This is a genomic window from Aeoliella sp. (assembly GCF_965227375.1).
Classification (GTDB): Bacteria; Planctomycetota; Planctomycetia; order Pirellulales; family Lacipirellulaceae; genus Aeoliella.
In genome coordinates, this window is sequence record NZ_CBDDFX010000002.1 from 3,497,354 (window position 1) to 3,520,329 (window position 22,976).

Below are 22,976 nucleotides of genomic sequence, written 5' to 3' on the forward strand. Positions count from 1 at the left end.
TCTTGAAGTCATCTAGATATCCCATGAGTTGAAGGAGTCAGCGATGTGCTATTTCGCTTTCAAGCCCAGGCAAGCGGGAAGACTGTCTCGTTTCTCAGGATTCACACTCGTTGAACTGCTGGTAGTGATTGCCATCATCGGCATACTCGTGGCGCTGCTCTTGCCGGCAGTGCAGGCAGCTCGCGAGGCTGCGCGACGCACCCAGTGCACGAATCAGCTCAAGCAAATCAGCCTCGCCTGGCAGAACCATCACGATACTCACAAACACTTTCCGACTGGTGGATGGGGTTGGAAGTGGCAAGGGGATCCGGATTTAGGTTATGGAGTCGATCAACCAGGGGGCTGGGTCTACAACGTTTTAGAGTTCATGGAGCTGGGAACGCTTCGAGACATGGGGGCCGGCATGAGCGATGCAGACAAACGCATTGCCTTAACCCAATTGTCCCAAACCCAACCCCCAGGCTTCATTTGCCCAACCAAGCGCAGTTCCAGGCCGACAGCCCCAAAGAACCACTGGTCTCCCAAGAATATCAATTTTTCAGTCGGAGATTTAGCCGGCAAGAGCGACTACGCCGCCTGCAGCGGCGATCCTGCCGTGCCGGAGGCGTCCGTGAATCCAGCGGGCCCCCCCAACGTTTCGGTGGCAAGTAGTGCTTTGTGGAGATGGGCTCCACCGCACAATGGTGTTTGCTATTTGCGAAGTCGCGTGAAGATGAAAGACATTATCGACGGAAGTTCCAAAACCTTTATGGTGGGCGAGAAATACCAGCGTCCCGAAAGCTATGAGGGCACTTTTGCATCTGGAAGTTCTACCTACGACTTAGGTGACAACGAATCGATGTTTTCTGGTTACAATCGCGACCAACATCGAAGCACGCATCCTAGCCTGATTCCTCACCAAGATCGGCCGGGCATTCAAGATGACTACGCTTTCGGCAGTGCGCACTCGGGGGCCTTCGGAATGGCGATGTGTGATGGATCAGTCGACAGGATCAAATACGATATTGATATGGTCGCCTATCGTTGGCTCGGTGTTGTCAACGACGGCAACATCACCGACGGCGCAAACTAGGGAACCACTCTGGTTTCGCCGGAGGCGTAGAATTCGAGGCAAACTCTTTCTGGTCATTGGGAGTTGATGATGCATGGACGGGGTCTGAAATGGTGGTTGCTGTCGGCGGTCTTGCTCATGAGTGCGGGCTGTGGTGGCGGCCAGTCGCGCTTGGCCGCCCCAGGAGTCGCGGGGGATGCATCCGAAGCAGCCATCGCCAAGTACGATAATGATGGAGATGGAGCGATCGGCGGAAATGAGCTTGATCTGTGCCCCGCCTTAAAGTCTTCGCTGAAACGTGCTGACCAGGATGGGGACGGAAAAATCTCCGCGGCCGAAATCGATGAGCGGATTGCCGTCTGGAAGAAATCGGGATTGGCTCTGACCCGACTGGCAGTCACTGTGAAGCAGAACGGACAGCCGGTCACCGACGCTGAGGTGACGTTTGTCCCCGAAGACTTCTTGGGGACCGGCATCAAGCAGGCTCAGGGAACCACGGACGCGGACGGAGTTGCCCACATGAGGATCTCCGACGATCCAGACGAGGCCGGCGTGCACCTCGGTTACTACCGCGTGGAAGTATCCAAGATACAACCCAGCGGCAAGGAGAGCTTGCCAGCAAGGAACAATGCGAAGACGGAACACGGGGTCGAGGTGGCGCCAGACGACCCCAGTTTGAGCGGGATCACTTTGAATGTGCTGTCGGATTGAGCAGCAAGAGTCGCGGTGTAATACACGCTATATAGATATAGCCACCCTTGCGGGCATTGTCCGGGTGAACTTGTCCAAACCGGGAGTCGTTCTGTCTGCCTACGAAAAAGGCCATGCAAGCATAGGGAGCTTTGCATGGCCTCAGTGTGTTTGCTCGCGACACCGTGCTAGGTGAGCGTCGGTGTTGCCTTTGACTTTTCTATTGTAATTACACCAACTCGTTGGCGTTGAAACAAATCCGCTACACAACTCATCGAGTGCACTCAGGCTGAGGCAGTCAAACAGAACTGACAACCGAGTGGAGTCCGATTCAAGCTCTCATCTAGCTAGATGCTTCATCCGGCGTCAAGCTGGCAACGCTGTTGCTCGATGAAACACGAACGGCGGTCCAGGCAGGGTTTCGCTCCAGACCAAAGTAACCTGCCGGATAGCAAGATGTCATCCAGCTCTCCGGTAGCCAAGCGGTGAGAAACGTGGCATGCCGGCGAGCACCAACTTCTGCTTTAAGTGGTTCACGATCTAAGGCGACTGCTTGGGTGCGCACATGCCCTGCAGCTCGTTCGACGGCTCGCAGATCTTCAGTGGCATAGGCTTTGGCAACGTCTGATACATCCAGCACGCGAAGATGGCAATCCTTGCGGTTGTCGTCTGCTGTGTACAGGAGGTAGTTGCCACAGGGTGACCAACAGGGCGAGTAGTCGGCTCCCTGATTCTCGGTGAGCTTCACCACCAACTCACCTTGCTTGGTCATCATCCAGATGTCTTTGTCGCGGTCTTTGTACGGGTTGTTGGGATCGGGGGTCTCTTGGCGATTCGAGACAAACGCGATCAAAGCGCCATCTGGGCTTGGCGAGGGAGAAAAGTCTCCCCCGCGATCTTCGTTGAGCTGCGTCCTGGACTCCGATGCAAAGTCGTAGTGCCAAATGTCGGCATCGTCGCCTCGATCACTCGACCACAGCAATCCCTGACCATCGGGCGTCCAGGCGACAGAATCGTCAGAACCTTCGTGTGTGGTCACCTGGGTATGGTTGTTTCCTTCCACGTCCATAATCCAAAGGTCGTTGTTGCCCGCTTCGTTCGAGACGTAAGCAATATACTTGCCATCGGGGCTGAACACTGGCGAATCCGCCCAACGACCACCAAGGTGTGTTAGCTGAATAGCCTCGCCACCGCTGGCTGGAACCTTGAAGACTTCCCGCGCTCCGGTTTGATCACTCACAAATACCACCCACTGACCATCCGGAGAAAACTTCGGCTTGTCGTTCCAACCATTTCCAAATGTCAACTGGATGAGTCGTCCTGTCACAAGGTCACAGGTCCAAATGTCGTAGTCGCCAGTCTTGCCGCTAGCAAAGGCGATGGTTCCGTTTAGTGTTGCAGCCATGATTCGCTTCTCTTTTGGGCGGTTCGAGAGTTTGGATTCGATGCCGCGCACAAACCAGCGCGCACGGAACTTCTAAATCCTAGCTCATCATTGCGGCGTAGCGACAAGCGATTGTAGCGGATGTAACGCTTGCCACGGCTGTTAGTACATGAGAACGCGCTGCGGGATACCAACTTCTCGATGCATCTTCCGTCTGCCTACTAAAAAGGCCATGAAAGCTTGGGAGCTTAGCATGGCCTCAGCGTGTTTGCTGGTAACACCTCGATAGCAAGGCGCGGGTGTTGCCTCAAGTTCTTTGGTAGGTGAATTACGTTAAATGCCGCCTGAAAAGACCAACCAGAAGGTATTGCAAATTCTGTCGCCCAACATCGCAAGCGGATCTTTGTATCGCGCATCGCAGCGATAACCCTCCGATGGCCGCTTTTGGCACTTTCGAGGCAAGCTCATTGGCCAGCCGCCGTTTACTCGCTCGCCAACACCTCGCTGAGGGCCTTCATGATTGCCTGCGGGTCCATGCCGGGCGAAAGCTGCACCACGCCGATCGACGAGTCGGCCGGGCCCGTGTCGAGACGTTTGACGAGGGCCAGCACTTCGTCGATGAGGTAGGCCGGTGCTGAGAGTATCAGCTTGTTGGATTCCTCGTCGGCACTCACCGAAAGCAAACCCTGGTACTGCGGCTCGCCATCGATTTCCGCCGCACGTCCGCCGGCGTAACCTAGCTGCCTCTCGACGTTGTTGGCGGCAAACGTCTTGTCGCTACTGCTTAGCAAATCGCGATAGACCTCTTTGATCGTTTCGGCCAACTCGATCGACTTGGCGTTCTGCACCTGATAGATCTCCTGCACCCGCTGCACTTGTTCGTCCTTCGGCTTGGGTGTATCCAGCAGTGGCGTCATCCTTTCTACCAACCGCAATTGCTCGGCCGACAAGTTCTGCAGGATCAGCGTATTCGAGCGCAGATCGGTTTCGATCGAATACGGTTGCTTGGGTGCGAGTGTCGAACTGGGTGTCGTATCCGCCTTGGCTAGCACCGCCATCAACTGTTCTCGTACCGCAGGCGCATCGGCATGTTCGAGCTTCACCAACCGCACGGTCGCGGCGGGTGGGACGATACCTTCGAGCAGCGCCTTGGCCGCTGCTGCGGCTTGGGTGTCTTGTGAAGAAATCAACACCTTGCCGTCGGCGCTTTCGATGACATGCACCACCGGCGGCGTATTTGTTTCGCTGCCGGCGTTCGCCTCGGCAGGTGCGGCCGCTTCGCCGGCCGGTGCTTCGGTCGAGGTGAACTGCGCCGCGACCACCAACTTGTCGCCCGGTGCGGCGGGCGGATCAGGCGGGGGGTTGGCGGTCGAATGCTCGCTCGCTTCGTCACTGGGCGATACCGGCTCGGCGGTCGGCGGCGGAGCGTCGTCCGACTTCTCGATCATCAGCGGCACGTCGCTCACCCGCTGCCACATTGATTCAAACCGGTCTTCGAGCATCGCCAACCGCACGCCATTGGTAGAAACGACGTGCAACGATTGGCCAGCGTCCCTGGCGACAAACGACTCGCCCAGCTTCGCCAAAAACGCCTTGACTTCGTCCGTCTCTTGCGGTGTTGCCCACAACAGCAAGCGATCGTTGTTCGGGTCGGGTTCGATTTGGAACGTCCCGTCGCTCGCCGAGCCAGGCACTGCCGACGGCCGCGCTGGATTCTTCAGCACCGTTTGCACCGCCTGGGTGGCGTAGTAGGGGTCGAGTGAGACTAGGGGAATCACCTGCGCGCTGCGCGACTCCGCCTTGAAACTATCCAATAGCTCTGCCACCGTTAGCTGATCCTCCGGCGGACCGAACACGATGATGCGGTTGTAGCCCGTGTCGTGTTCGACGCGGGTTTCCTTGGCCAATTTGCGATCTTCTTGCAGCGAGGCCACGAATCGCAACAACGTCGCCACGTCGAATCCCTGGGCATCGAACGTCCGAATGCGGCTCGAATTCTCCCACATCGCCTGCTTTTCAGGCAGCGGTTTGTCGAGTGTTTCGATCACCTGCCGGGCGACTTCGATTTGGTCGGCGCGAGCGTTCACGACAATGCTGTTTTCTTCTTCGTTGACGATCAAGTGCATCACCGGCCGATCGTCTAGAAGTGGCTCGGCACCCGCGCCCAGTTGTTTGATCGCTTCGTTGCGGAATCGAGTTTTCTCCAAATCGAGTTGCGTCGGAACTAGCGCTTCGGCGGTTTCGGCGGGAGAGAGACCCAACAACTGGCGCACCTTGGGGGCGATCTCTTCGGCACGGCGGTGCTTCATCGGGAATTCAACGATTCGCTCGCGGCGACCTTCGTCGGCTTCGGCTTTCTCTAGTAGCCGATGCAATGTCCGCAAATTCACGGCGGCGTCGACCGCCTCCAAGCGATTCGTCGACGACATGGCGTGTAGCTTGCCGTAGGGACTCAGCAGCGAGGCGAACTCCTCGGCCGCCTCGTCGGCTATCATCCAATCCATTGCGAAAGACACCCGCGCGAATTGATGCGGCGGCAACGATTCGAGTTCCTCGGGCTTGATTCGCTTGACCAGCGTGGGATCGAGCGTCGCGAGCTTCGCCACCCGCAACACCTCGCCATGCACCAGTAGCGTGAACCCCCGCGCGAGCAATTGCATGTTGATCAAGTCGTGCGCTTCGGCCAGCGTGTACTCTTTCGAACTCGCCAGGTTCAACACGCCATCAGGAAGTTCCTGCCAGTCAAGATTCAACTCCGACGTTTCCGCCAACCACTGCAGCGCATCCGGCCACGGCTGGCCACGGAACTCCATCCGCACCATTTTTTCTTCCGTCGTCGGTTCGCTAGCGACCGATCGTTCAGTCGAATCTTGCGCGAAGCCCGACGAATGGACAACCAATCCCAAGAATACGAAAGTCAGAATCTGTTTCGCGTACATTGTGAGGACCGCCTGATGGGAGTGAGCGACAATCGAGTTGTGCTGCCCGATTCGCTGGCACCGCAAGTTGAAAGAGCACTCGCCGGTGAGTTGACTCACTCGTGTTGAGCTGGGTGGGGGCGACCTGCGGTGCAGATCGCATACTCGTGGGAGGGATGGAATCAACAGCGACTCCGATCGACACCGGCGATCGAAATCGCGCCATTTCAAATCTGCCGTTCGCTGTTCCCATAGACTAGAGCGTCCACTACCAGTCACCGTAACCGTATCGCCGCGCCGTGTCAACAAACCTCGATTTAGAACAGGGCGATTTAAAAGTCCAAACTAGGTGAACTAGGTTCTTGCCCTGCGAATGAGGGCGAAGCGTGCAAAGTTTGCGGGGAGACTCACGGTTTGCACATAGAAAACCCTGCCACTCGGCAGGGCCTTTTGTTGGTTGATTCTTCGTCGTCGGGCTATCTTGCTTTTTGGTAACCCTCAAACCTACGTGCCCGCAGTATCTCACGCACATTCTCAAGCATGGAGGGATCAATTGGCTCCGATTTCATGTTGCTGCCGACTGTGCGCTGTACAGCCTTGGGCTTATCGGCTTTGTTTGGATTCACCTTCTTGTCGTCAGGGGCCTTGGGCCTATTCCCAGAGATGGCCTCAGCGTACTTCTCGTAGCTGTCAGGAAAGCCATAGTTGCCAAGCATGACGCGTTTGCCATTGACCTTCACGTAAGCACAATCGGGGCGTCCGGTCTGCTTCTGGCAGTAATACGAGGGGGCCGAGATCGAGTTTTTGGCATCGGTGCGGTACCTCCAAAACTTGTTGAAGGTAGCCATTGGCTACCTTTGTGTTTGGTCGGCCGCACCTCCAACCATTGGAGGGTCGCCTCGAAGGGCTTATCGGCAAAGAACTTAGAACAAGTCGGGCTGAAAGGATTTGAACCTTCGACCTCAGCGTCCCGAATCCGGCACCGAAGTGGCATCCTCTAAGCGTTGTCCTCTACGTTTCCCAACACTTTACGCCACTCATTCCCGAAATGCAACCATTGCAGACGAGTGCGTTGTTTCTCGGAGTCTAGCGGTATGTTGCGGGGGTTATTGAGCAGTATACTCGGAAACTATTTGGGATCGCTGCCACCGTCAACGATTTTGGCGACCTACCAAAGGTGGTTGAGGCAGCGGTAGGTAGTTTGGCCGCATAAATTGCATGCCTCTCCCTTGACCGACAACTGCGGTGATATCGGAGAACTGTAGACTTCAAGTTTGCGAGACAAATGGGCTGAAAGGTGCGCCGAGTTTCTTCATGAATTACTCTCGATGTTCGATTCGCATGGGGCACGCATTCATTACGATACTATCCTCAAAAGTTTAGCCAGTAGGGAGTAGTCCCCCTGACGCGATTTTCTGCGAAGGTGTCCGTGGTAGAACGCACTGCTGTTCAAGCGAATTGGGTGGAACTGGGTCCTTCAATCGGTGACATTGACGCCAGGCTGGGGAAATGTGCCGGTGCGATCGCCTTAGAGTCCTACCTATTTCTCTGAATCATCGAGTCGGATGCCATTATAGTTCTTGTCCTTCAACCGCCATCTGCCACAGGTCGTAGCCGTATGCTTCACGAACGACCAGCATCCTCATAACATCAGTAGTCCCATCAGCTATCCGGAGGCCCATGAGGTCTCGGACGCGATCACCCAGATCAACATCACGGCTGTAGCCAAGAGCGCCGTGAGCTCTCATCGCTGCGTCGCAGGCGGCCAACGCAGTCTCTACTCCTTCCGCCTTAATGCCGGCGACCAATGATTCCGCTGCGTCGTAGTTGCCGGCATCGTAGAGTCTCGCAGCTTCACGGGAGAGAGCCAAAGCCATTCGCAACTTCGTCAGTTGCTCACCGATGGGTTGCTGCAAATGTGAGAAGCGACCAATAGGTGCGTCAAATACGTGCCGCTCACGGATACGCTCAGCCATAATCTCCGAGGCCCGCTCGCCACAGCCAATGGCGGCGGCAGACTGCATTAGCCGCCAATACAGAAAGTGTTCCTCAAAGAGATCACCACCATCTCCATCACTTCCGATCAGATGATCTGGTCCGACATACATGCTGTCAAACGTGAGCCCTCCAAAGGAATTACCTGTTAGACCATGAGCGTAGCGGTCTAAGATCTCTAAGCCCGGGTGATCGATAGGTAGCAGGAATGCTGTCTGTTTCCCTCCCCCCTGCGCCGCCTTCGTGTAGAGGACCACATGAGTGGCTTGTCGAAGTCGAGCATTCCATAGCTTCGATCCCGTCAGTCGAACGCCCTCTCCATCTCTGATTGCTCGGCTCTGAATATTCTCGGTGTGCGTTCCGGCACCCTCTTCAGTGATTGCGACAGCGAAATAGGCCCTGCCTTTGACTAGCTCGTCTAATGCCGCCGTGGCAAGATTAGAATTCATCTTCGCGACAGGCCTGCCGTGAGCTCCGCCAACGACATCACGCAAGTTTAAATTGTAACGCCCAGCGTGACGAAACACTTCGAGCATCTGCTCAGCCGTCCAATCGCTGCCGCCAACTTCCTTGGGAAGGTCAAGTCCGGGAAGTCCAAATGCCGCCCCCCTCCGCCTCCACGCCCTTGGTGACGTTAGCTTGTCCTCCACCTGCAGCGCTTCGGCCAATAGATCAATTTGAGTCTTAACCTGATCAACCGTCAGTGGTCGCCGAGGGGCATTAGCTCCACCAGATGGAGAGAGTTTTACATTGAATATGGTATTCAGCTCGAATGTAGGTTCGTCCTCATCATTACTGGCGAGATTATCTAAGAACAGTCGCTTTCTTGGCTCCGCCAAATTCCCCTTCGTTTCGATGGCATACTGATAGTCCTTAAAAGGGCGTGATGGATCGAGTACGCGTATCTGTCGCCCTTCGATTTTCCTCAGTAGTACGAAGTGTCGCCCGCGAACTTTGCCGGTAGATGTAGTATGCGTATATGAGAGAATCTTCAGCTCACCTGGGTTAATGGTTAAGTCAGGACCTGTTTCACCCGACCAGTAGGAACCTTCGGTCGCATGATCACTGTTTGCTGCAGAGATCGTTCGCATGTGAACATCGAACCCCTCCAGCTCCTTAGTCACTCTTCTTACCAAATCGACGAAACGTTGGTTCGTGATTCGACCTTCCTTTAGTTCGGGCTGCTCTTGGAAAAGCCGCAACGCGTAGCGATGCGGATGTTGCTCTAAGGAATGTCCAGCCACGGATCGAATCGTTTGCATCGCAATTAGGGCTGCGGAAATTGGACACGCTCCGCCCCCATCTGGAGCAATGAGTTCATCAAGCTCACTTTGAATCACTATGGTAGGCGAATCGCTTGAGTGCGCGTCGCGAACGAGGCGGGCGTGGGAGGTGGCGTACTAAAGTCGAAACGCCTACTCTGGGCGTCGTCCGGGGGTGGCACCGTGGGCCTGACGATGGCAGCCAGTTACTCAACCTCGGTTTTTGGAGAAATACTATGGCAAAGAAGAAGACCACCACGCGTTCGCGGAGCACCGGTCGATCAAAGGGCGTTGGCAAGAAGCAAGCTACGGCTCGGAAAACGAACAAGAAGAAAACGGCTCCCACGAAGACCCTGAAGAAGACCTCCAAGAAACTGAGCGCCCTGGACGCCGCGGCCAAGGTACTCGGCGGCTCGAAGGAGCCCATGACGACCAAGGAGATGATCGAGGCGATGGCAGCCAAGAAGCTGTGGACCTCGCCCGGTGGCCAGACGCCGGACCGGACGCTCTACTCAGCGATTCTGCGGGAGATCAATCGGAAGGGGAAGGAATCTCGGTTCAAGAAGGCGGAGTGGGGGAAGTTTGCGCTGGCCAAGTAGCTAGCGGGATTCAGAATCGACGACTTTTCACCCCGCTCTCTGGCGGGGTTTTCTCGTAGACGTGCCTCATTTGGATGCCGGGGTATCTGGCCGCCCACCTAGTGTCTCAATCCGCTCGCGGTGAAAACGACCGCTGCGCCGGAGGCGGAATCGATAATGCTGTCGGGCGATGCATCTGCCAGTGGCTCGATGCGAGCGAAAGTGCCTTGGCGTGTCGGGTCGACGCACGTCCCGAACAACCTGCAAGGTGCTCAGGACACGCCCTCCTGTGCGTGCAACGTTCATCATGCCGGTGGCGTCAGCGTGTCGGGCGTGTGTCGGGCCGACGCAGGTTAGCGACCAGCCTTAGAAGCATCGCGCACCAGGGGCATCAATTCTCGAACTTCCTAACTTGCGTTATGGAGTCCAATGGTTGGGACATAGTCATGGTGTGCCTGTGGAGCAAACCACGCCTTCTCTCGGCGCATGTGACAGTAGCGCTTCGAGCTTTGAAAGTCAGGAATGAAACCGTGGGTCTCGATCGACAGTGACCATCTACCTTCCTGTCGCGAGATTGAGCGTAACGCCCTGGCGGGACGGCCATATGCACAACCGCTTATCCTCTTCTTCGATAGCTCCTTGCCCTAGGCCCACTTGATAGCTTGTCCCTTGAAACTCATACGACAGAGCCGTTTGTGTGATCCGCTTGAGGGGAAGACCGTTCCGATCGGCTGTTTCTAACTCAAGCCACCAGCGCAGCTCTGTTCTGTCAGTTGACACTGACATTGACTTCTCATCAAGCACAATGGAGAGTCGACCATCAACATTTGTGAGCGGCCACTCAATGCTCAAAGTGTCGGGCATACTCTTGAAAACCCGTGGGCTTCTACCACTCAAGACAACCACTTTTCCATCAACCTCGGCTTTGAAAATCAGGCCAGCTCGCGTTTCCCGTGAGCTCCAACGGAATCCGTCTACTACTGGTAGCGTGAAGAACTCAACCGCAGGCTTGTCAACTTTGTCCGCCAGTATCGGCGACGCGACAGACTCGTCGAACAGATGGATATCTCGCACGCGCAGATGCTCATCCTCCCAGATCAGATTGGCACGATAGAAACGGCTGTTGAACCAAACAGTCTGACGGTTATCGTTGTCCAATGGGGAGAGATAGGCCATGGAGGTAGCCGGCGTGGTTGCAAACTTCTGACGAAACCACTCACCGGAGCTAGCCAAGGTTTCCACTCGCAGCTCGCCCTTGTCTCGTAGCTGTGCGATTAACGGGAACTGATACTGCAGACCTCTTCGCATCGACCGCCAAGTGAAAGAGTTCTCTTGGCCTGCTTGGGCGTAGTTGAACGCCAGGCACTCGCCTTCCACCAGGTTCTTCATGTACCAATCCACCCATTGGCGACCGCCGCCACTATCGCCGTAGACCGGCTCGAGCGAGATGACCCCTTGGGCGCCGCTGCCTACGCCGGTGTCGTACTGGCGAAGTGGATCGCTGCCGAGCATGCGGAAGATAGGCACGGGAATCTGCCCATCTTCCGTCTGGGCCGGCATGTATGCGTTCCGCTTGCTTGGATAGTACGCCTGATTCCAGTAACCACCCCAAAGAGTGTATCCGTCGGTGCCAACTTGATCTTTGCAGTTGGCGCTAGCCACGACACCGTACTTCTCGTGCATATAGCGGAGTGTGTGCGCGTCGATGAACCAGGAAGCAACCGACTTGGGGTAATCGCCGAAGATAGAATGAAAGTCGGCCATGTACACATCGACTAATTTCTCCCGCTCTGCAGGAGTGTAGCCCGACGCAAATCCAACGTTTGCATGCCAGTCCCACGCATAACGACCACGCCAGGGAAGTCCCGCCTTCTCGACTAGCGGTTGAGGTAGTTCCCACCAACCGCCAATCTCAAACTGTTCGGTCGGCAGCGACTTGAGAAACTCCTGATACCGGGGGTCCATCAAGGCATCGTACTGCAGCAAGAACGTCCCCGGCAGATTGTGCTGTTGCATCAACTCAGCCTGCCGCTGCACCGTGCGAAACAGTCGCTCCTCGGTGATCTCTTCGCTGCGAGGTTCAAGCAAGCGAATGAAGTTTACGATGTTGACGATGCGAGGCGCAGACTCCGCGTCTAAAGGCTCACCGGCCCCGACCGGCGTTGCGGCCGGTAGAAGCAGGAACAGGGCGATAGCGAAGGTTGGTCTCTCTTGCAGCATTCGGTGGATCCTGAAATCGGCGTTAGGTATGCCAGACGGAAGTGTGATTTGCAATACGGACGTTGGTGGACGTTAGCTCACAGTTTATTACCACAAACGTTCCAATCTGCAAACGCAGCATGCAGCGTTCCCTCTCGAAGTGATCGCAGTTTTGGTGATTGTCCGCGTTCATGGCTCTCGTCGTGTTCAATCGCCCCGGAAGGAGCTGCGTCACGACTTCGCGAATAGCCGTGCTCGGAAAGCAAGAGTAGAGCTTCTGCTCGGGTGGTGTGGGAACTCACCCCACCCCGTCGCACCTTCTCATTGGCGTATGTGATCTCTTGTTGGTTCGCTGCAGATTCGAAAGCTGCGCGAACGAAAGCACTCTGGCGTTCAGAAGCCTGGGCGACTATTGCTACTGTAGGTGCGGGTTTGCTCGCAGTGGACTCCGCCGACGGCGCGGAAGAACTCGCGCCAGCGATCGCAGCGGGGCTCGAGAGACTGAGTGAAGTAGACAATGCCATCACGGGAAGCACTTCACCAAACACGGCGATGCCCGGTTCCTCTTCCGTCATGCTTGCTTGCGCGAACTCCAACGACAAGCCCGAGAGCGGCTTCGACGTGTCGAACAAGTGACCAAGCCCAATGGTCTCTCCCGGTGCGAAGCTGAACGGCATGTCGATGCTGAGTTCAGAGAGATAACTCGCGGTCGGTGCTGCTTCAAACCAGTCGGCGGCCATCTGATCGGCGAGGCTATTCCAATCGCCTTCGCCGGGCAGCAACGCGTCGCCGGTTGAGCCAATCGAGTAGCCGAGGAGTTCAATAGTTTGTTCGGTATCGTTCTTTAGAGTTCCTTCCCCGGATTGGGGATCGACAAACAAGACCAGGTTGTTCAGGAACGGCGTCTCCCCGTTACTGCTGCCAAGCGAGTTCCGCCAGACAGTATAGTCGGCCAGATCGACCACACCGTCCCCATTGCCATCTGCCGCCTGGGTTCCAGCCGCGCCGATGCCCTGCTTCCAGACAAGGTAATCGGCGGTGGTGACCCAGCCATTTCGGTTGTAATCGCCAGGTGTTGGATTGAGCACCGCATCCAGAGCTACCGGTCCATTGTTCTGAGCTAGCCACTGTGCATTCAGGAGATTCCAGTCATCCAGATCGGTGTCGCCGTCGAAATCGAGATCCCCTTGGCGGACTCGTTCTTCGAGCGTGTCGCCACTTCCATCAACGCCCCAGCCGCTCCCGAACGCGACAAGGTCTTGTAGGTCGAGCTTTCCATTCAAATCGATGTCGCTGACGGTAAACGGAAGCAATTGTCCCGAGTCGAGCGGAGTGGAGATCTGGAGATAGTTGATGCGGGTCTGCTTGTCCCCTGCGTTGCCCGAATCGAGGGTCAGGTGACCGTCGAGCACAACCACCAAGTGGGTTGCTACCGCGAACTCGTTAGGCTCCAGGTGCTCGTTGTTCCAGTAGTTCTGCCCTTCCACATTCAACGTGTGGTCACTAACGAACCCTGCGTCCCCTACGCTTGCCGTCACCAGATATTCGCCGTTGGGAATCTCAATTTCCCATTCTCCACCGGCGTGAAAATGGAGCAAGGTGTCGAGCAACTGGTTGGGATTGAGGTCGCGGTCGCGACTAACGTCGGTGTGGTCCGACGACCATCCGTAGTTCCATCCATTCCCTTGGTTTCCATATAGTTGACCTGAATCTGCCAGATATCCTGCTGGAGTCGCGGCGGTATCTAGTTGGAAGTTGATGTTCACCACGGGTTCGCTGGCGGCCAGAGCCAGCCTTGCTCCGGCCCAGTCGGCGTGGTCGAATCCCACGCCATCCCCCCCGTCTTCCACAATCAGTTGCAACTCGGCGACACCGCTCACCACGACGTCGGCGGTCTTGGTGGCGGAGGCTCCTGTCATCGTGCCACTGTTGTAGAGTTCGATCCCGTCGCCAAGCACACGAAACACGACCGAGCCCTGATTCACCTCATCGTCCACACCGATGTCGGAGATGAACCGGGCGTACTGACCGTTGAGGTCGTAGGTGATTTCCGAATAGGCGTGCACGCCCAGTCCCTTGCTATAAGTCACGCCGTTCAGGGTGAGAGGTCCTCCGTCGCCCGCTGCATCCTCTCCATTGCTCCGATCCAATTCGATTGGACCCCAGCCGTTAACCACCGGCGCTGCTGGCGTGAGATCGCTGACGTACACATACGATTCGTCGAAGGTCTGGTACAAGGCGACGTAGGCTGTGTCGTCTTCGGGTGTGAAGACAGTCCGATCCGGCGAGGTGGTGCCATCGAGCCATTGAGTGAAGTAGGCCGTCTGGCCATTGACGGTTTGATACAGCGGCGCCGATAGCGTTCGCTCGACGTTTTCGACTCCGGTGTCCGCGAACGGCCTCTCTACGACCTGTCCATCAATCAACAGATTGCCGGCACCGCCTGGCAGATTAGTCTCAACGACGAAGTCAGACTTTTCCGGCAACACGTCGATGAAGGTCGATGTGCTCAGCCCTGCCGAATCCGTCGCGGTCAGGTTGATTCGGTACCAGACGTCGTTGTCGGTTTCCGTAGCAGTAGGGACGGTGAAGCTTCCGTTCGAAATGCCCGTGGTCGGTGGAATCAACGGATGGGAGTGCACGTTGTGATGGAAGTCGACTCGCCAAGTGAGCGCAGATGGGCCCAGCGTCCCGTCTTCGCCACCGGCGCCGAGCCCTTCGAAGCTGATCGTATCCCCAGCGCGATACGTCGCTCCAGCGACCGGGAGCGTAATGTGTGGAGTGGGCGGAACGTCGCTTGTGACGCTCAGTGTGGCTGCCGAACTGACGACGTTGCCAAGCAAGTTGCTCACCAAGACTCGGTATTCGTTCCCCGAGTCGCTTAGCTGGACGTCTTCCAGCAGCAGCGTGGCTTCGTGCGCACCCTGAATATCCGAATAGCTGCCACCGGTAGAAACCTGCCATTGATAGGTAAGCGGCGAAGTGCCCGCAGCGCTCACTTGGAACTGCGCATCGTAGCCAGCCGACACCAACTTGCTTTGGGGGTGCGTAACGACCGCAGGGGGAACATCAGCCGAATAGGCGATGCGCCGGACGCTCCCCGTGCCTATCCCAGGCGCACCACCCGCGCCGGCGCCGCGGGAAATGTAGTAGAGTGCGCCGTCGGGCCCGAATTCAATGTTCATTGGATAGCCGGCGTCCGTCGCGAAAACGGCGGCCGTGTCCGACTCAGCGGGGTTGTCCGGATCGATGATCCGAATCTGACCGCCACAGAACTCGGAGAAGAAGACCATTCCCTGGTACTGCGATGGGAATGGACTGAGGCCACCGTTGTTGAACGCTAGTCCCGTAATCGCGCATCCATTCGCGTGGCTATAGGCATAGAGCGGTTCAGTGAAGTCGGGGAACTGGCTCGTGTTGAAGTTGCCTTCTGTAAGCGGCCAGCCGAAGTTCAGCCCCGGCTCGGTGGCGTCGTTGATCTCCTCCCACGATCCCCCTCCTACGTCGGCAATCAAGTACCGGCCGGTCACGGGGTCCAAGTCCCCCGCAAAAGGATTCCGGAGCCCTGAGGCCCAAATGTAGTCCTTCCACGTGATTCCATCAGCTTCATCGTAGTAGGGGTTGTCGGTGGGAATGTCCCCATCGGCGTCGATGCGAAACACCTTTCCCAACGGCGACTCGAGGTCTTGCGATTGCTCCGCTTGTTGCGACTCGCCGATTTGAACGTAGAGGTATCCCTCATCGTCGAAGTGAATCGCGCCGCCAATGTGCCAGGGAGGATTTCCGTAGTCGGACAAGTTGGGAAGTTCGAGCAGAGGAACTTCGCTTCCCGCCAAGATTGTATTCTCCGTCGTCGGATCGACGGTCAATCGGCTCAGACGGTTGTGCGGCTCAGGGGAATCGGCCGTGTAGTAGACATAAAGGTAATGGTTGGTCTCGAAATCTGGATCGAGTTCGATGCCTTGCAAGCCGTGCTCCGCCGAGCCATCGGCGTCGAGTTGATAGGCGAACGACGTACCCGATTCTCCCGGCTCGATCACTTCGATGCGGCCGTCTTGAAAGGCAAGCCAAATCCGGCCGTTCTCCTCGATGTCGAACGTGGTTGGGCTAGTCAGTTCGCTTGCCAGGACAGACTCGGTGAACCCGACGGGAACGTTGGCAAGCATGCAGCGATCCTCAAGACGCTCGATGCCAAGACGATGCCCCCCGCTGTGATGACTGCCCATATTCTCTGTTCCAACTCTTACAGACCGCTCACATCGATCACGTTGCCATCTTCTCGGTTGCCCAGATCACGATGGACCTGCCAGTCAATGTCAAATGGCAACGAATGGACACTGCCATCACAGAAAGCCATCAGCCACACCGCCGGGTGCGCCGAACCGAATCGGCCACCCCCGTCGTTGTCGGGTTCGGTGTCTTTGGCTGGCACCAGCGCCACGATGTTGCCCCCTTGAAGGCGACCCGTGACGCGATAGTTGTCATTGTTAAACCCGGTGCACCACGTTTCGTTGTCGGCTCCCCACCTTCCATCCTCGTAATGCTCCACGGGGATGTACCGCTCGCCAATCATGTAGGTGTTCGACGTCCCATCACTGATGCGACGCATGGGAACCTTGCTCCGTTCGTACGATATGCCAACCATATAGGGCTCGTAGGGAAGGCGATTCGACGGCCAGTTGTGAGTGAGCGCCTCGGTATAGTTGGTAGGTCCTTGGCCGTAGGGATTAGGAAACTCGTTGAATGCGACACCTGCGCACATTGCGTAGTCCGATCGACCCGCTTCGTTAGGAGTCAACGCGTTGAACAGACCATTCGATCCCCCTTCATTCGTACCGAGTGTATAGGTACGGGCGGCGCGACGCGACGGGCAGTTCATGAAGTCGATCGGCGTCGTCACTACGTACTGGGCACCCACTCGCTGATCTCGCGATAGCACCGCTGGATCGCCATCAGCGCCCGTATCGTGCAAAGGCGCCTGCTCCATAAATGGCAGCGTGTTGTACACCCATCCGCCGGGCTGATCAGGACCAAAGCCGCGATCGGGGTCCCCGACCCAGTACCAACCCCAACCACCCGTCTGAAAGTGCTTCATCACGTCGTGGTGATTGAGTGACCCAAGGGCCAACTGCTTGAGCTGGTTCTTGCACTTGGTGCGGCGTGCCGCCTCGCGGGCCGCTTGTACGGCCGGCAAGAGCAGAGCCACTAGTACGCCGATGATGGCGATCACCACCAGCAGTTCGACCAAAGTGAAACCGAGGCGCGGACTGCTCCTTTCGTGCAACGCAACTCTATCTCGCTCTGCTATCCAGTTCATACTGACAATCTCCCTATATGCATCGCCGGCGAGCCTGCGACCAAAAGGCCCAGGCACTCCCGACGCATTCCAAACCAATTGCTCCGATGAGAATGTCCTTCCACAAGGCATTCGTGGCGAAGAAACTGCCAGAAACTGCGACCTGTGGCGGATTTCTTGCCGCGACACCAAGCAGGTTTTGTGGATTTCCTGCTATTCGATGCGATACCAATCGCCCACTGGCGGACAAGCCTAAAGGAAAGCAGCTGCGCGAGGCGCGGGCCTCGGCAGCAGCGGAGTCTGCGCGAGCCGAACTTAGCGAACGGTCGCACAGCTTCATTGCCACGTGGGGTAGCCGCAGATGGCGACCTGTGCACTGGCAACCAATCGACCGGCGGCGTGTACCGGGTTGCGAGATCAATTGGGCAGTTTGATCGACCGCAGCACCGGAACACGCCAGCCGGTCTGGTGCACTCAGTGATTCATCGCCAGTTTTTTCGCCACTTCTTGCATTGAGGTGGACATTACAATAGTAGCGATGATGAGGCCACTTACAGCGTGAGTGCTGCTCGCCACCGTACGAGCAACACTGCGTTGGAGTGCTCGGCCAAGAGCAGAAGGCAGATCCAGAGATGCACCCCCGGAGTATTGAGAGGAGTTTTCATGACACCTTCGATGTGCTGGTGGACATCTTTAACATGAGGGGCTTGCTTTTTGACTTCGCGGGGGCGGCCCAAAGGATCGGATAGTCACCGACAATCCTCTTCGATTTCTCTATTTGACTTTGCTGCTCGAACCACACCTCATATGGAGCTGGATCATGCGGAATGGCGGGTATGAACGGCAATTCTACTGCATTGCAGCTAGCTTACTTGCCTTGCTCATGTCTGGGTCGTCTGCTTATGCGTTCGACGTGTTCTGGACGGCAGGAACTAGCAGTTGGAATTCCTCATCAAACTGGGACTCAGGAGCCGTTCCCTACGTCTTTTTTGAAGACGTGGCGATCATCAATAACAATGGTGTCGCTACGCTCAATACCGCAGCTACTGGATTGGACGAGAACAATCAGGTAAAGAGCCCCTTGGATGCCGGTGGGCTGATCTTGGGCCAGACAGTCGGGGACTTTGGGACGCTGCATCTCCAGTCAGGGGGACTTCTGAATCTTGTGCAGGGGACGGGACAAGCCGAAGGATTTGCCAACATCGGCCTGGGAGGGGGAACAGGTGTGTTGCAAGTCGATGGCGGCGCTACGTTCACTACGACCTTACTCGACGTCGACCCCGGAAGTACGGTTGAGATTGGTGCCGGTAGCGGCGCTGCTTCAGTCGTTTCGTCTGGTGGAATATGGCTCGCTGGCAGGACGATTACTCACGGGGCTGGTCACGAGTTTCGCTCGGACTCTTTTGTAAACTTCCAGGGTGGCACCGAATATGTGGTCGACTTGCAGTCGTCGTCGCATGCCACGCTGGTTGCTGCAGGGGCGATCGTAGGAGTGCAAGGTCCGCTGGTGGTTGAAGTGTCAGGTGGCTACACACCCACTGTTGGTACAACCTGGACCATCCTGGACGGTCAATCGATCAATGGTACTTTTGATCTCGACCTGACCGGACTGGCCGATCCGGTTCCTGGTACACGATTCATACAGCAAGTCGTTCCCGGCGGGAATGGACAGCAGCTGCAACTTACCTACCAGGCGGTGGCCACACTCGCGCTGAATGCCAATACGGGCGCCATGTCGATTTCAAGTGAAAGTGGCGGCCCCACGAGCATCATCGGCTATTCGGTAGATTCTGCTGGCGGTTCGTTAAACCCTGCTAGCTGGAGTAGCCTGGACGATCAAAACACTGGTGGCGCCGATGTTTGGCAGGAAGCAAGCCCGACCTCTACCTCGCTGAGTGAGCTGATTGGCAACGGGACGGACTCGCTTAGCGTTACCTCCACAGCAACAACGCTAGGAAATGGATATGCGTTCGCTCCGACCACCTTCGGTGAGTCACCTGATGTTCAATTCGAGTACATCACGCCAGACGGTCAAGTTGTCCAGGGGCTCGTAAAGCACACGGGCACTGCCGCCTACAACAATCTGGTTCTTACCGTCGATCCTGATACGGGGGAAGCGAGGTTGCAGAACGGGTCGACCTTCACGATCGACCTGCTCGGCTATTCCATCGATTCGGACTCAGGCTCGCTGCAGCCCGGAAACTCCGACTGGTCTAGTCTCGACGATCAAGGCATTACCGGCTGGCAAGAGGCAGCACCAACGGCCAGCTCTCTGTCGGAACTCATTGATTCCGGTATCGAGACGCTGACGCTGACGCCAGGCAAGTCGTACCTGCTGGGTACTTTGTTCGACAACATTGGTGGTTCGAGAGATCTCGAACTGGAGTTCCTCCTCGATGGAGACCCAACAACGCACCTGGGTGTCGTGGTGTACGAAACGATCATCGACGGCGTGGTGGGAGACTACAACAACGACGGGGTGGTTAACCTTGCCGATTACACTGTGTGGCGCAACAACCTGGGCGGTGATTCGGGGGCGTTGGCGAATCGCGACCCTGCCAACACCGGGGTCATTAGCGCGGCGGATTACGCATCCTGGAAATCAATGTTCGGTGCCACAACGGATGCTGCCGCCAGCAGCACCGTGGCCGCCTCTCAAAACGTCCCTGAACCGGCAGCTTGGTTGCTCGGAGCATTTAGCACCAGTCTGCTCTGGAGGCTACGCCGGCAAAGCTATCTGGCGTGGTCGTGGAATATGGTGGTGAGAGCACGGCTTTGATTTTCGGTTCCACCTACTTTGAAAACACCTTACGACTTTTGATACTTCCTTTTCGAAGCAGCTTAAACATCGAGGTATAAAGGCAATGAGCATTTGCGTAAGTCTGTCCAAGGTTTCGCGCCCAGCGCAGCAGTCGGTGGCATTGGTGCTGCTTACAGGGGTTGTGTTAACGGCCTTAGCATCCAGCGGAAGGGCTGGCAGCATTGGAGTCAACATCACTGTGAATCGGGACGGAACCGCAGACAACGACAGCGATATCACCGCGTTGGAGACCACTGGACTGGAGCCTCAGACCGACTGGAACAACGTCTACGCCCTATTCGCCGGCGATGGGAACATTCACACCTTCGACCCCAATGGCGACCTGCTCGGAACGGCGGGCGAAACAGCAACCATCACCAACAATTCGCCTACCGGTAACTGGCGGACGCAAAACCTTGACGGTGCCAGCGGAACCGCCACCAATCGACTCTTCGATGGATATCTGGAGGCTTCCATCGAGCAAGGCACCCAGGTGTCGTTGACCGTGGATGGTTTGGATGAGGCGGTCTATGCCGCTGGTTACGACGTGATCGTCTACTTCGGCATCGAAGGCGGCACCCGCAACGGCTTTGTGGGTATGAATGGTTCCTCGATACCGGTCACGGTTACTAGCAAGTTTGGCGTATTCGACACCGATCCCTTGGACGGCGATGGCATCAACACCTACATCTTTTCTGGTGTTACGGGAACCAGTTTTACTGTGACCGCTCAGGGCGATACGACCGGCGACCGATTCGGAATTGCCGGTCTGCAGATCACAGAGATTGGAAGCCACGTCTTCCTGCCCGGCGATGTGAATGACGATTCTTTCGTCGATGAGATTGATTTCGGCATTATCCGAGATCACTTCAAGCAGAACGTTGCGTCCCGTGATTTGGGAGACCTCGATGGTGATGGCATCGTTAGTTTCAGCGACTACTACGAGTGGCGGACCAACCTGCCTCCGGGAAGCTCACTGGCGGGGCTGAGCCTCTTTTCGACAGTGCCCGAACCATCGACCCTTGGGCTACTAGCCACGGTTGCGCTAGTTGTAATCGGTGGACGCAAGCTCAAGTGCAAGTAGCAAGAGCAAGAAGCTCCGCAATCAACTCTGGTTCGGAGGAGACCACAAGAGGAATGGCAGAGGTTCGTGGCTTTGTGATTACTCACACCAGTGGGTTCTCTTTTCTTTCTCAAGCATGGTGAATTCAAAAGGACAAGCAACTAATGAAACGATCAACCCTATTCGCTGCGACTGCATTGTCAGTTGCCATGGCAGCCGGAGCGATGGCCGGCACCATCGGAGTAAACATCACCATTAACCGCGATGGTGGCGGACCAAACGATAGCGATATCGCTTCCGGCGATGTTTCCGGACTGGTTCCCCAGGACATGTGGAACAATGCATACGCCGAATTTGCCGGTGACGGCAATATCCACGCTTTCACCGGAGGAAGCGACGCCCTGGTTGGCACGGGCGGCGAGACGGCTACCATCACCAACAATAGTGCCACCGGAAATTGGCGGACCCAGAATCTCAATGGTAGTGGCAGCGATGCTACTCACTACCTTTTTGACGGCTATCTCGAGGCTTCCATCGAACAAGGCACCCTGGCCTCCTTGACCATCGACGGACTGGACGAGGCCGCGTTTGCTAACGGCTACGACGTAGTCGTCTACTTTGGCATCGAGAGTGGCACGCGAAATGGTTTCGTGGGCTTGAATGGCTCGTCGGAGAGCGTGGTGGTGACTGCCGAGTTCGACAATTTCGATACCGACCCATTGGACGGCGACGGCGTGAACACCTACGTTTTCTCGGGGGTAACCGGAGACAGCTTCACCGTGACCGCACAGGGCGATACGACGGGCGATCGCTTGGGCATCGCGGGCCTGCAAATCGTGCCGGTACAGATTCCCGAACCCGCTTCGGTTGTACTGCTTGCTTTGGTTGGTGGTATGGTGGTCCTTGCAGATGGCCGACGATTTCCACTTCGTCGAGGCTAGGGCCGCTTCCACCACCGGCTAGAAGCCGTTCCGGGGCAACGTCCCGGAACGGCCGCGGCAGGATATCAAGCAGAATCCTGGCGATGAACGGCGTGCGGCACGGCGCAGAAACTGAAATAATTCCAAATTGTATGACACTTTCACCGCGTCTCTGGACAAACCTAATCGGAGCACTCTACTACTACGTAGCATTCTGCCTCGACGGCCGACCTAGATAGGGCAAGCATGGACCACCACCAGGGAGATGAAATCGCCAAAGATTCGGTTGGTGGTTCGGAGATCGAGAATTTTGTTCACCTACTGACGGAGTCACAAGGCAGCCTCAAGGCATACCTGCTCGCCGCGCTGGGCAACTTTGATGATGCCGCGGAAGTGTTACAACGTACCAATCTCACGCTCTGGCGAAATGCTGCGAAATTTCGCCCCGGGGCGGAGTTCATGCCATGGGCTGTGACCCTGGCTCGATACGAGGTTATGTCGTTCTACAGGGACCGCAGTCGGGACAGGCATGTGTTCTCCGAAGAGGTTGCGTTGCTTATGCTGAGTGCGGCCACCGAGCATGCACCTGACTTGGACGACCGCCACCATGCGCTTCGGATCTGCCTTGGCGAGTTGCCCAAAGCCTCCCAGAAGATGATCCAGTTGCGGTACGAGCATCGTAGCCCAATCGCTGAGATCGCGCGAGAATTGAAGCGGACCGAAGATGCGATTAAGTCCGCATTGCTCCGCATACGCAAGTCACTTGCTAATTGCATCTTAAAGCGACTGGAGTTGGATTCAGCCCCTTAGCCAGGCGACT

General features: G+C 56.6%; 14 protein-coding genes and 1 other RNA gene. 8 read left to right on the top strand and 7 right to left on the bottom strand.

Annotated elements, in window-relative coordinates:
* The first annotated feature begins 43 nt into the window (after nucleotides 1–43).
* Together ACQK2L_RS26825 and ACQK2L_RS26830 are read left to right on the top strand one after the other, a co-directional pair.
* Nucleotides 44–1,072, top strand: a complete 1,029-nt coding sequence (locus ACQK2L_RS26825) for a DUF1559 domain-containing protein (RefSeq protein WP_425400125.1) — start codon at nucleotides 44–46, stop codon at nucleotides 1,070–1,072.
* A gap of 66 nt (nucleotides 1,073–1,138) precedes the next feature.
* Complete coding sequence (locus ACQK2L_RS26830) at nucleotides 1,139–1,762, top strand: hypothetical protein (protein ID WP_425400126.1); 624 nt, start codon at nucleotides 1,139–1,141, stop codon at nucleotides 1,760–1,762.
* A 322-nt stretch (nucleotides 1,763–2,084) separates the two neighbouring features.
* On the opposite strand, the gene ACQK2L_RS26835 is transcribed toward ACQK2L_RS26830, so the two are convergent.
* The 4 genes from ACQK2L_RS26835 to ACQK2L_RS26850 form a co-directional block, all read right to left on the bottom strand.
* Nucleotides 2,085–3,146 carry a TolB family protein gene (locus ACQK2L_RS26835; RefSeq protein WP_425400127.1) on the bottom strand — a complete coding sequence of 354 codons (1,062 nt, stop codon included), beginning with the start codon at nucleotides 3,144–3,146 and terminating at the stop codon, nucleotides 2,085–2,087.
* Between the two features lie 461 nt (nucleotides 3,147–3,607).
* Nucleotides 3,608–6,163 carry a secretin N-terminal domain-containing protein gene (locus tag ACQK2L_RS26840; protein WP_425400128.1) on the bottom strand — a complete coding sequence of 852 codons (2,556 nt, stop codon included), beginning with the start codon at nucleotides 6,161–6,163 and terminating at the stop codon, nucleotides 3,608–3,610.
* A gap of 356 nt (nucleotides 6,164–6,519) precedes the next feature.
* Nucleotides 6,520–6,891 (bottom strand): hypothetical protein, encoded by a 372-nt coding sequence (locus tag ACQK2L_RS26845; RefSeq protein WP_425400129.1) that lies wholly within the window; start codon nucleotides 6,889–6,891, stop codon nucleotides 6,520–6,522.
* Nucleotides 6,892–7,614: 723 nt separating this feature from the next.
* Nucleotides 7,615–9,300, bottom strand: a complete 1,686-nt coding sequence (locus ACQK2L_RS26850) for an acyl-CoA dehydrogenase family protein (RefSeq protein WP_425400130.1) — start codon at nucleotides 9,298–9,300, stop codon at nucleotides 7,615–7,617.
* A 142-nt stretch (nucleotides 9,301–9,442) separates the two neighbouring features.
* Between ACQK2L_RS26850 and ACQK2L_RS26855 the strand changes: the two genes are divergently transcribed.
* Both ACQK2L_RS26855 and ACQK2L_RS26860 read left to right on the top strand, forming a co-directional pair.
* Nucleotides 9,443–9,508: hammerhead ribozyme type II (locus ACQK2L_RS26855), an RNA gene on the top strand.
* Between the two features lie 28 nt (nucleotides 9,509–9,536).
* Nucleotides 9,537–9,899, top strand: a complete 363-nt coding sequence (locus ACQK2L_RS26860) for an HTH domain-containing protein (RefSeq protein WP_425400131.1) — start codon at nucleotides 9,537–9,539, stop codon at nucleotides 9,897–9,899.
* Nucleotides 9,900–10,433: 534 nt separating this feature from the next.
* Here ACQK2L_RS26860 and ACQK2L_RS26865 read toward each other — a convergent pair.
* The 3 genes from ACQK2L_RS26865 to ACQK2L_RS26875 all read right to left on the bottom strand — a co-directional run bounded on the left by ACQK2L_RS26865 (nucleotide 10,434) and on the right by ACQK2L_RS26875 (nucleotide 17,394).
* The gene (locus ACQK2L_RS26865; RefSeq protein WP_425400132.1) at nucleotides 10,434–12,098 is read right to left on the bottom strand and encodes a hypothetical protein; all 1,665 of its coding nucleotides are present in this window, start codon (nucleotides 12,096–12,098) and stop codon (nucleotides 10,434–10,436) included.
* 77 nt (nucleotides 12,099–12,175) lie between these two features.
* A complete protein-coding gene (locus tag ACQK2L_RS26870; RefSeq protein WP_425400133.1) occupies nucleotides 12,176–16,243 on the bottom strand; it encodes an NPCBM/NEW2 domain-containing protein in 4,068 nt (1,355 codons plus the stop codon).
* Between the two features lie 77 nt (nucleotides 16,244–16,320).
* On the bottom strand, nucleotides 16,321–17,394 hold the full coding sequence (locus ACQK2L_RS26875; protein ID WP_425400134.1) for a DUF1559 domain-containing protein: 1,074 nt from the start codon (nucleotides 17,392–17,394) through the stop codon (nucleotides 16,321–16,323).
* 862 nt (nucleotides 17,395–18,256) lie between these two features.
* Here ACQK2L_RS26875 and ACQK2L_RS26880 point away from each other — a divergent pair.
* The 4 genes from ACQK2L_RS26880 (at nucleotide 18,257) to ACQK2L_RS26895 (ending at nucleotide 22,966) form a co-directional block, all read left to right on the top strand.
* A complete protein-coding gene (locus ACQK2L_RS26880) occupies nucleotides 18,257–20,152 on the top strand; it encodes a hypothetical protein (protein ID WP_425400135.1) in 1,896 nt (631 codons plus the stop codon).
* Nucleotides 20,153–20,372: 220 nt separating this feature from the next.
* The gene (locus tag ACQK2L_RS26885; RefSeq protein WP_425400136.1) at nucleotides 20,373–21,257 is read left to right on the top strand and encodes a PEP-CTERM sorting domain-containing protein; all 885 of its coding nucleotides are present in this window, start codon (nucleotides 20,373–20,375) and stop codon (nucleotides 21,255–21,257) included.
* Nucleotides 21,258–21,400: 143 nt separating this feature from the next.
* The gene (locus tag ACQK2L_RS26890) at nucleotides 21,401–22,177 is read left to right on the top strand and encodes a hypothetical protein (RefSeq protein WP_425400137.1); all 777 of its coding nucleotides are present in this window, start codon (nucleotides 21,401–21,403) and stop codon (nucleotides 22,175–22,177) included.
* A 225-nt stretch (nucleotides 22,178–22,402) separates the two neighbouring features.
* Nucleotides 22,403–22,966 carry a sigma-70 family RNA polymerase sigma factor gene (locus ACQK2L_RS26895; protein WP_425400138.1) on the top strand — a complete coding sequence of 188 codons (564 nt, stop codon included), beginning with the start codon at nucleotides 22,403–22,405 and terminating at the stop codon, nucleotides 22,964–22,966.
* Nucleotides 22,967–22,976: the final 10 nt, after the last annotated feature.

Excerpts from the sequence above, each read along its gene's own strand:
- ACQK2L_RS26825 (WP_425400125.1), top strand. The coding sequence starts at position 44 with ATGTGCTATTTCGCTTTCAAGCCCAGGCAAGCGGGAAGACTGTCTCGT.
- ACQK2L_RS26830 (WP_425400126.1), top strand. The coding sequence starts at position 1,139 with ATGATGCATGGACGGGGTCTGAAATGGTGGTTGCTGTCGGCGGTCTTG.
- ACQK2L_RS26835 (WP_425400127.1), bottom strand. The coding sequence starts at position 3,146 with ATGGCTGCAACACTAAACGGAACCATCGCCTTTGCTAGCGGCAAGACT.
- ACQK2L_RS26845 (WP_425400129.1), bottom strand. The coding sequence starts at position 6,891 with ATGGCTACCTTCAACAAGTTTTGGAGGTACCGCACCGATGCCAAAAAC.
- ACQK2L_RS26850 (WP_425400130.1), bottom strand. The coding sequence starts at position 9,300 with ATGCAAACGATTCGATCCGTGGCTGGACATTCCTTAGAGCAACATCCG.
- ACQK2L_RS26860 (WP_425400131.1), top strand. The coding sequence starts at position 9,537 with ATGGCAAAGAAGAAGACCACCACGCGTTCGCGGAGCACCGGTCGATCA.
- ACQK2L_RS26865 (WP_425400132.1), bottom strand. The coding sequence starts at position 12,098 with ATGCTGCAAGAGAGACCAACCTTCGCTATCGCCCTGTTCCTGCTTCTA.
- ACQK2L_RS26870 (WP_425400133.1), bottom strand. The coding sequence starts at position 16,243 with ATGCTTGCCAACGTTCCCGTCGGGTTCACCGAGTCTGTCCTGGCAAGC.
- ACQK2L_RS26875 (WP_425400134.1), bottom strand. The coding sequence starts at position 17,394 with ATGAACTGGATAGCAGAGCGAGATAGAGTTGCGTTGCACGAAAGGAGC.
- ACQK2L_RS26880 (WP_425400135.1), top strand. The coding sequence starts at position 18,257 with ATGTCTGGGTCGTCTGCTTATGCGTTCGACGTGTTCTGGACGGCAGGA.
- ACQK2L_RS26890 (WP_425400137.1), top strand. The coding sequence starts at position 21,401 with ATGAAACGATCAACCCTATTCGCTGCGACTGCATTGTCAGTTGCCATG.
- ACQK2L_RS26895 (WP_425400138.1), top strand. The coding sequence starts at position 22,403 with ATGGACCACCACCAGGGAGATGAAATCGCCAAAGATTCGGTTGGTGGT.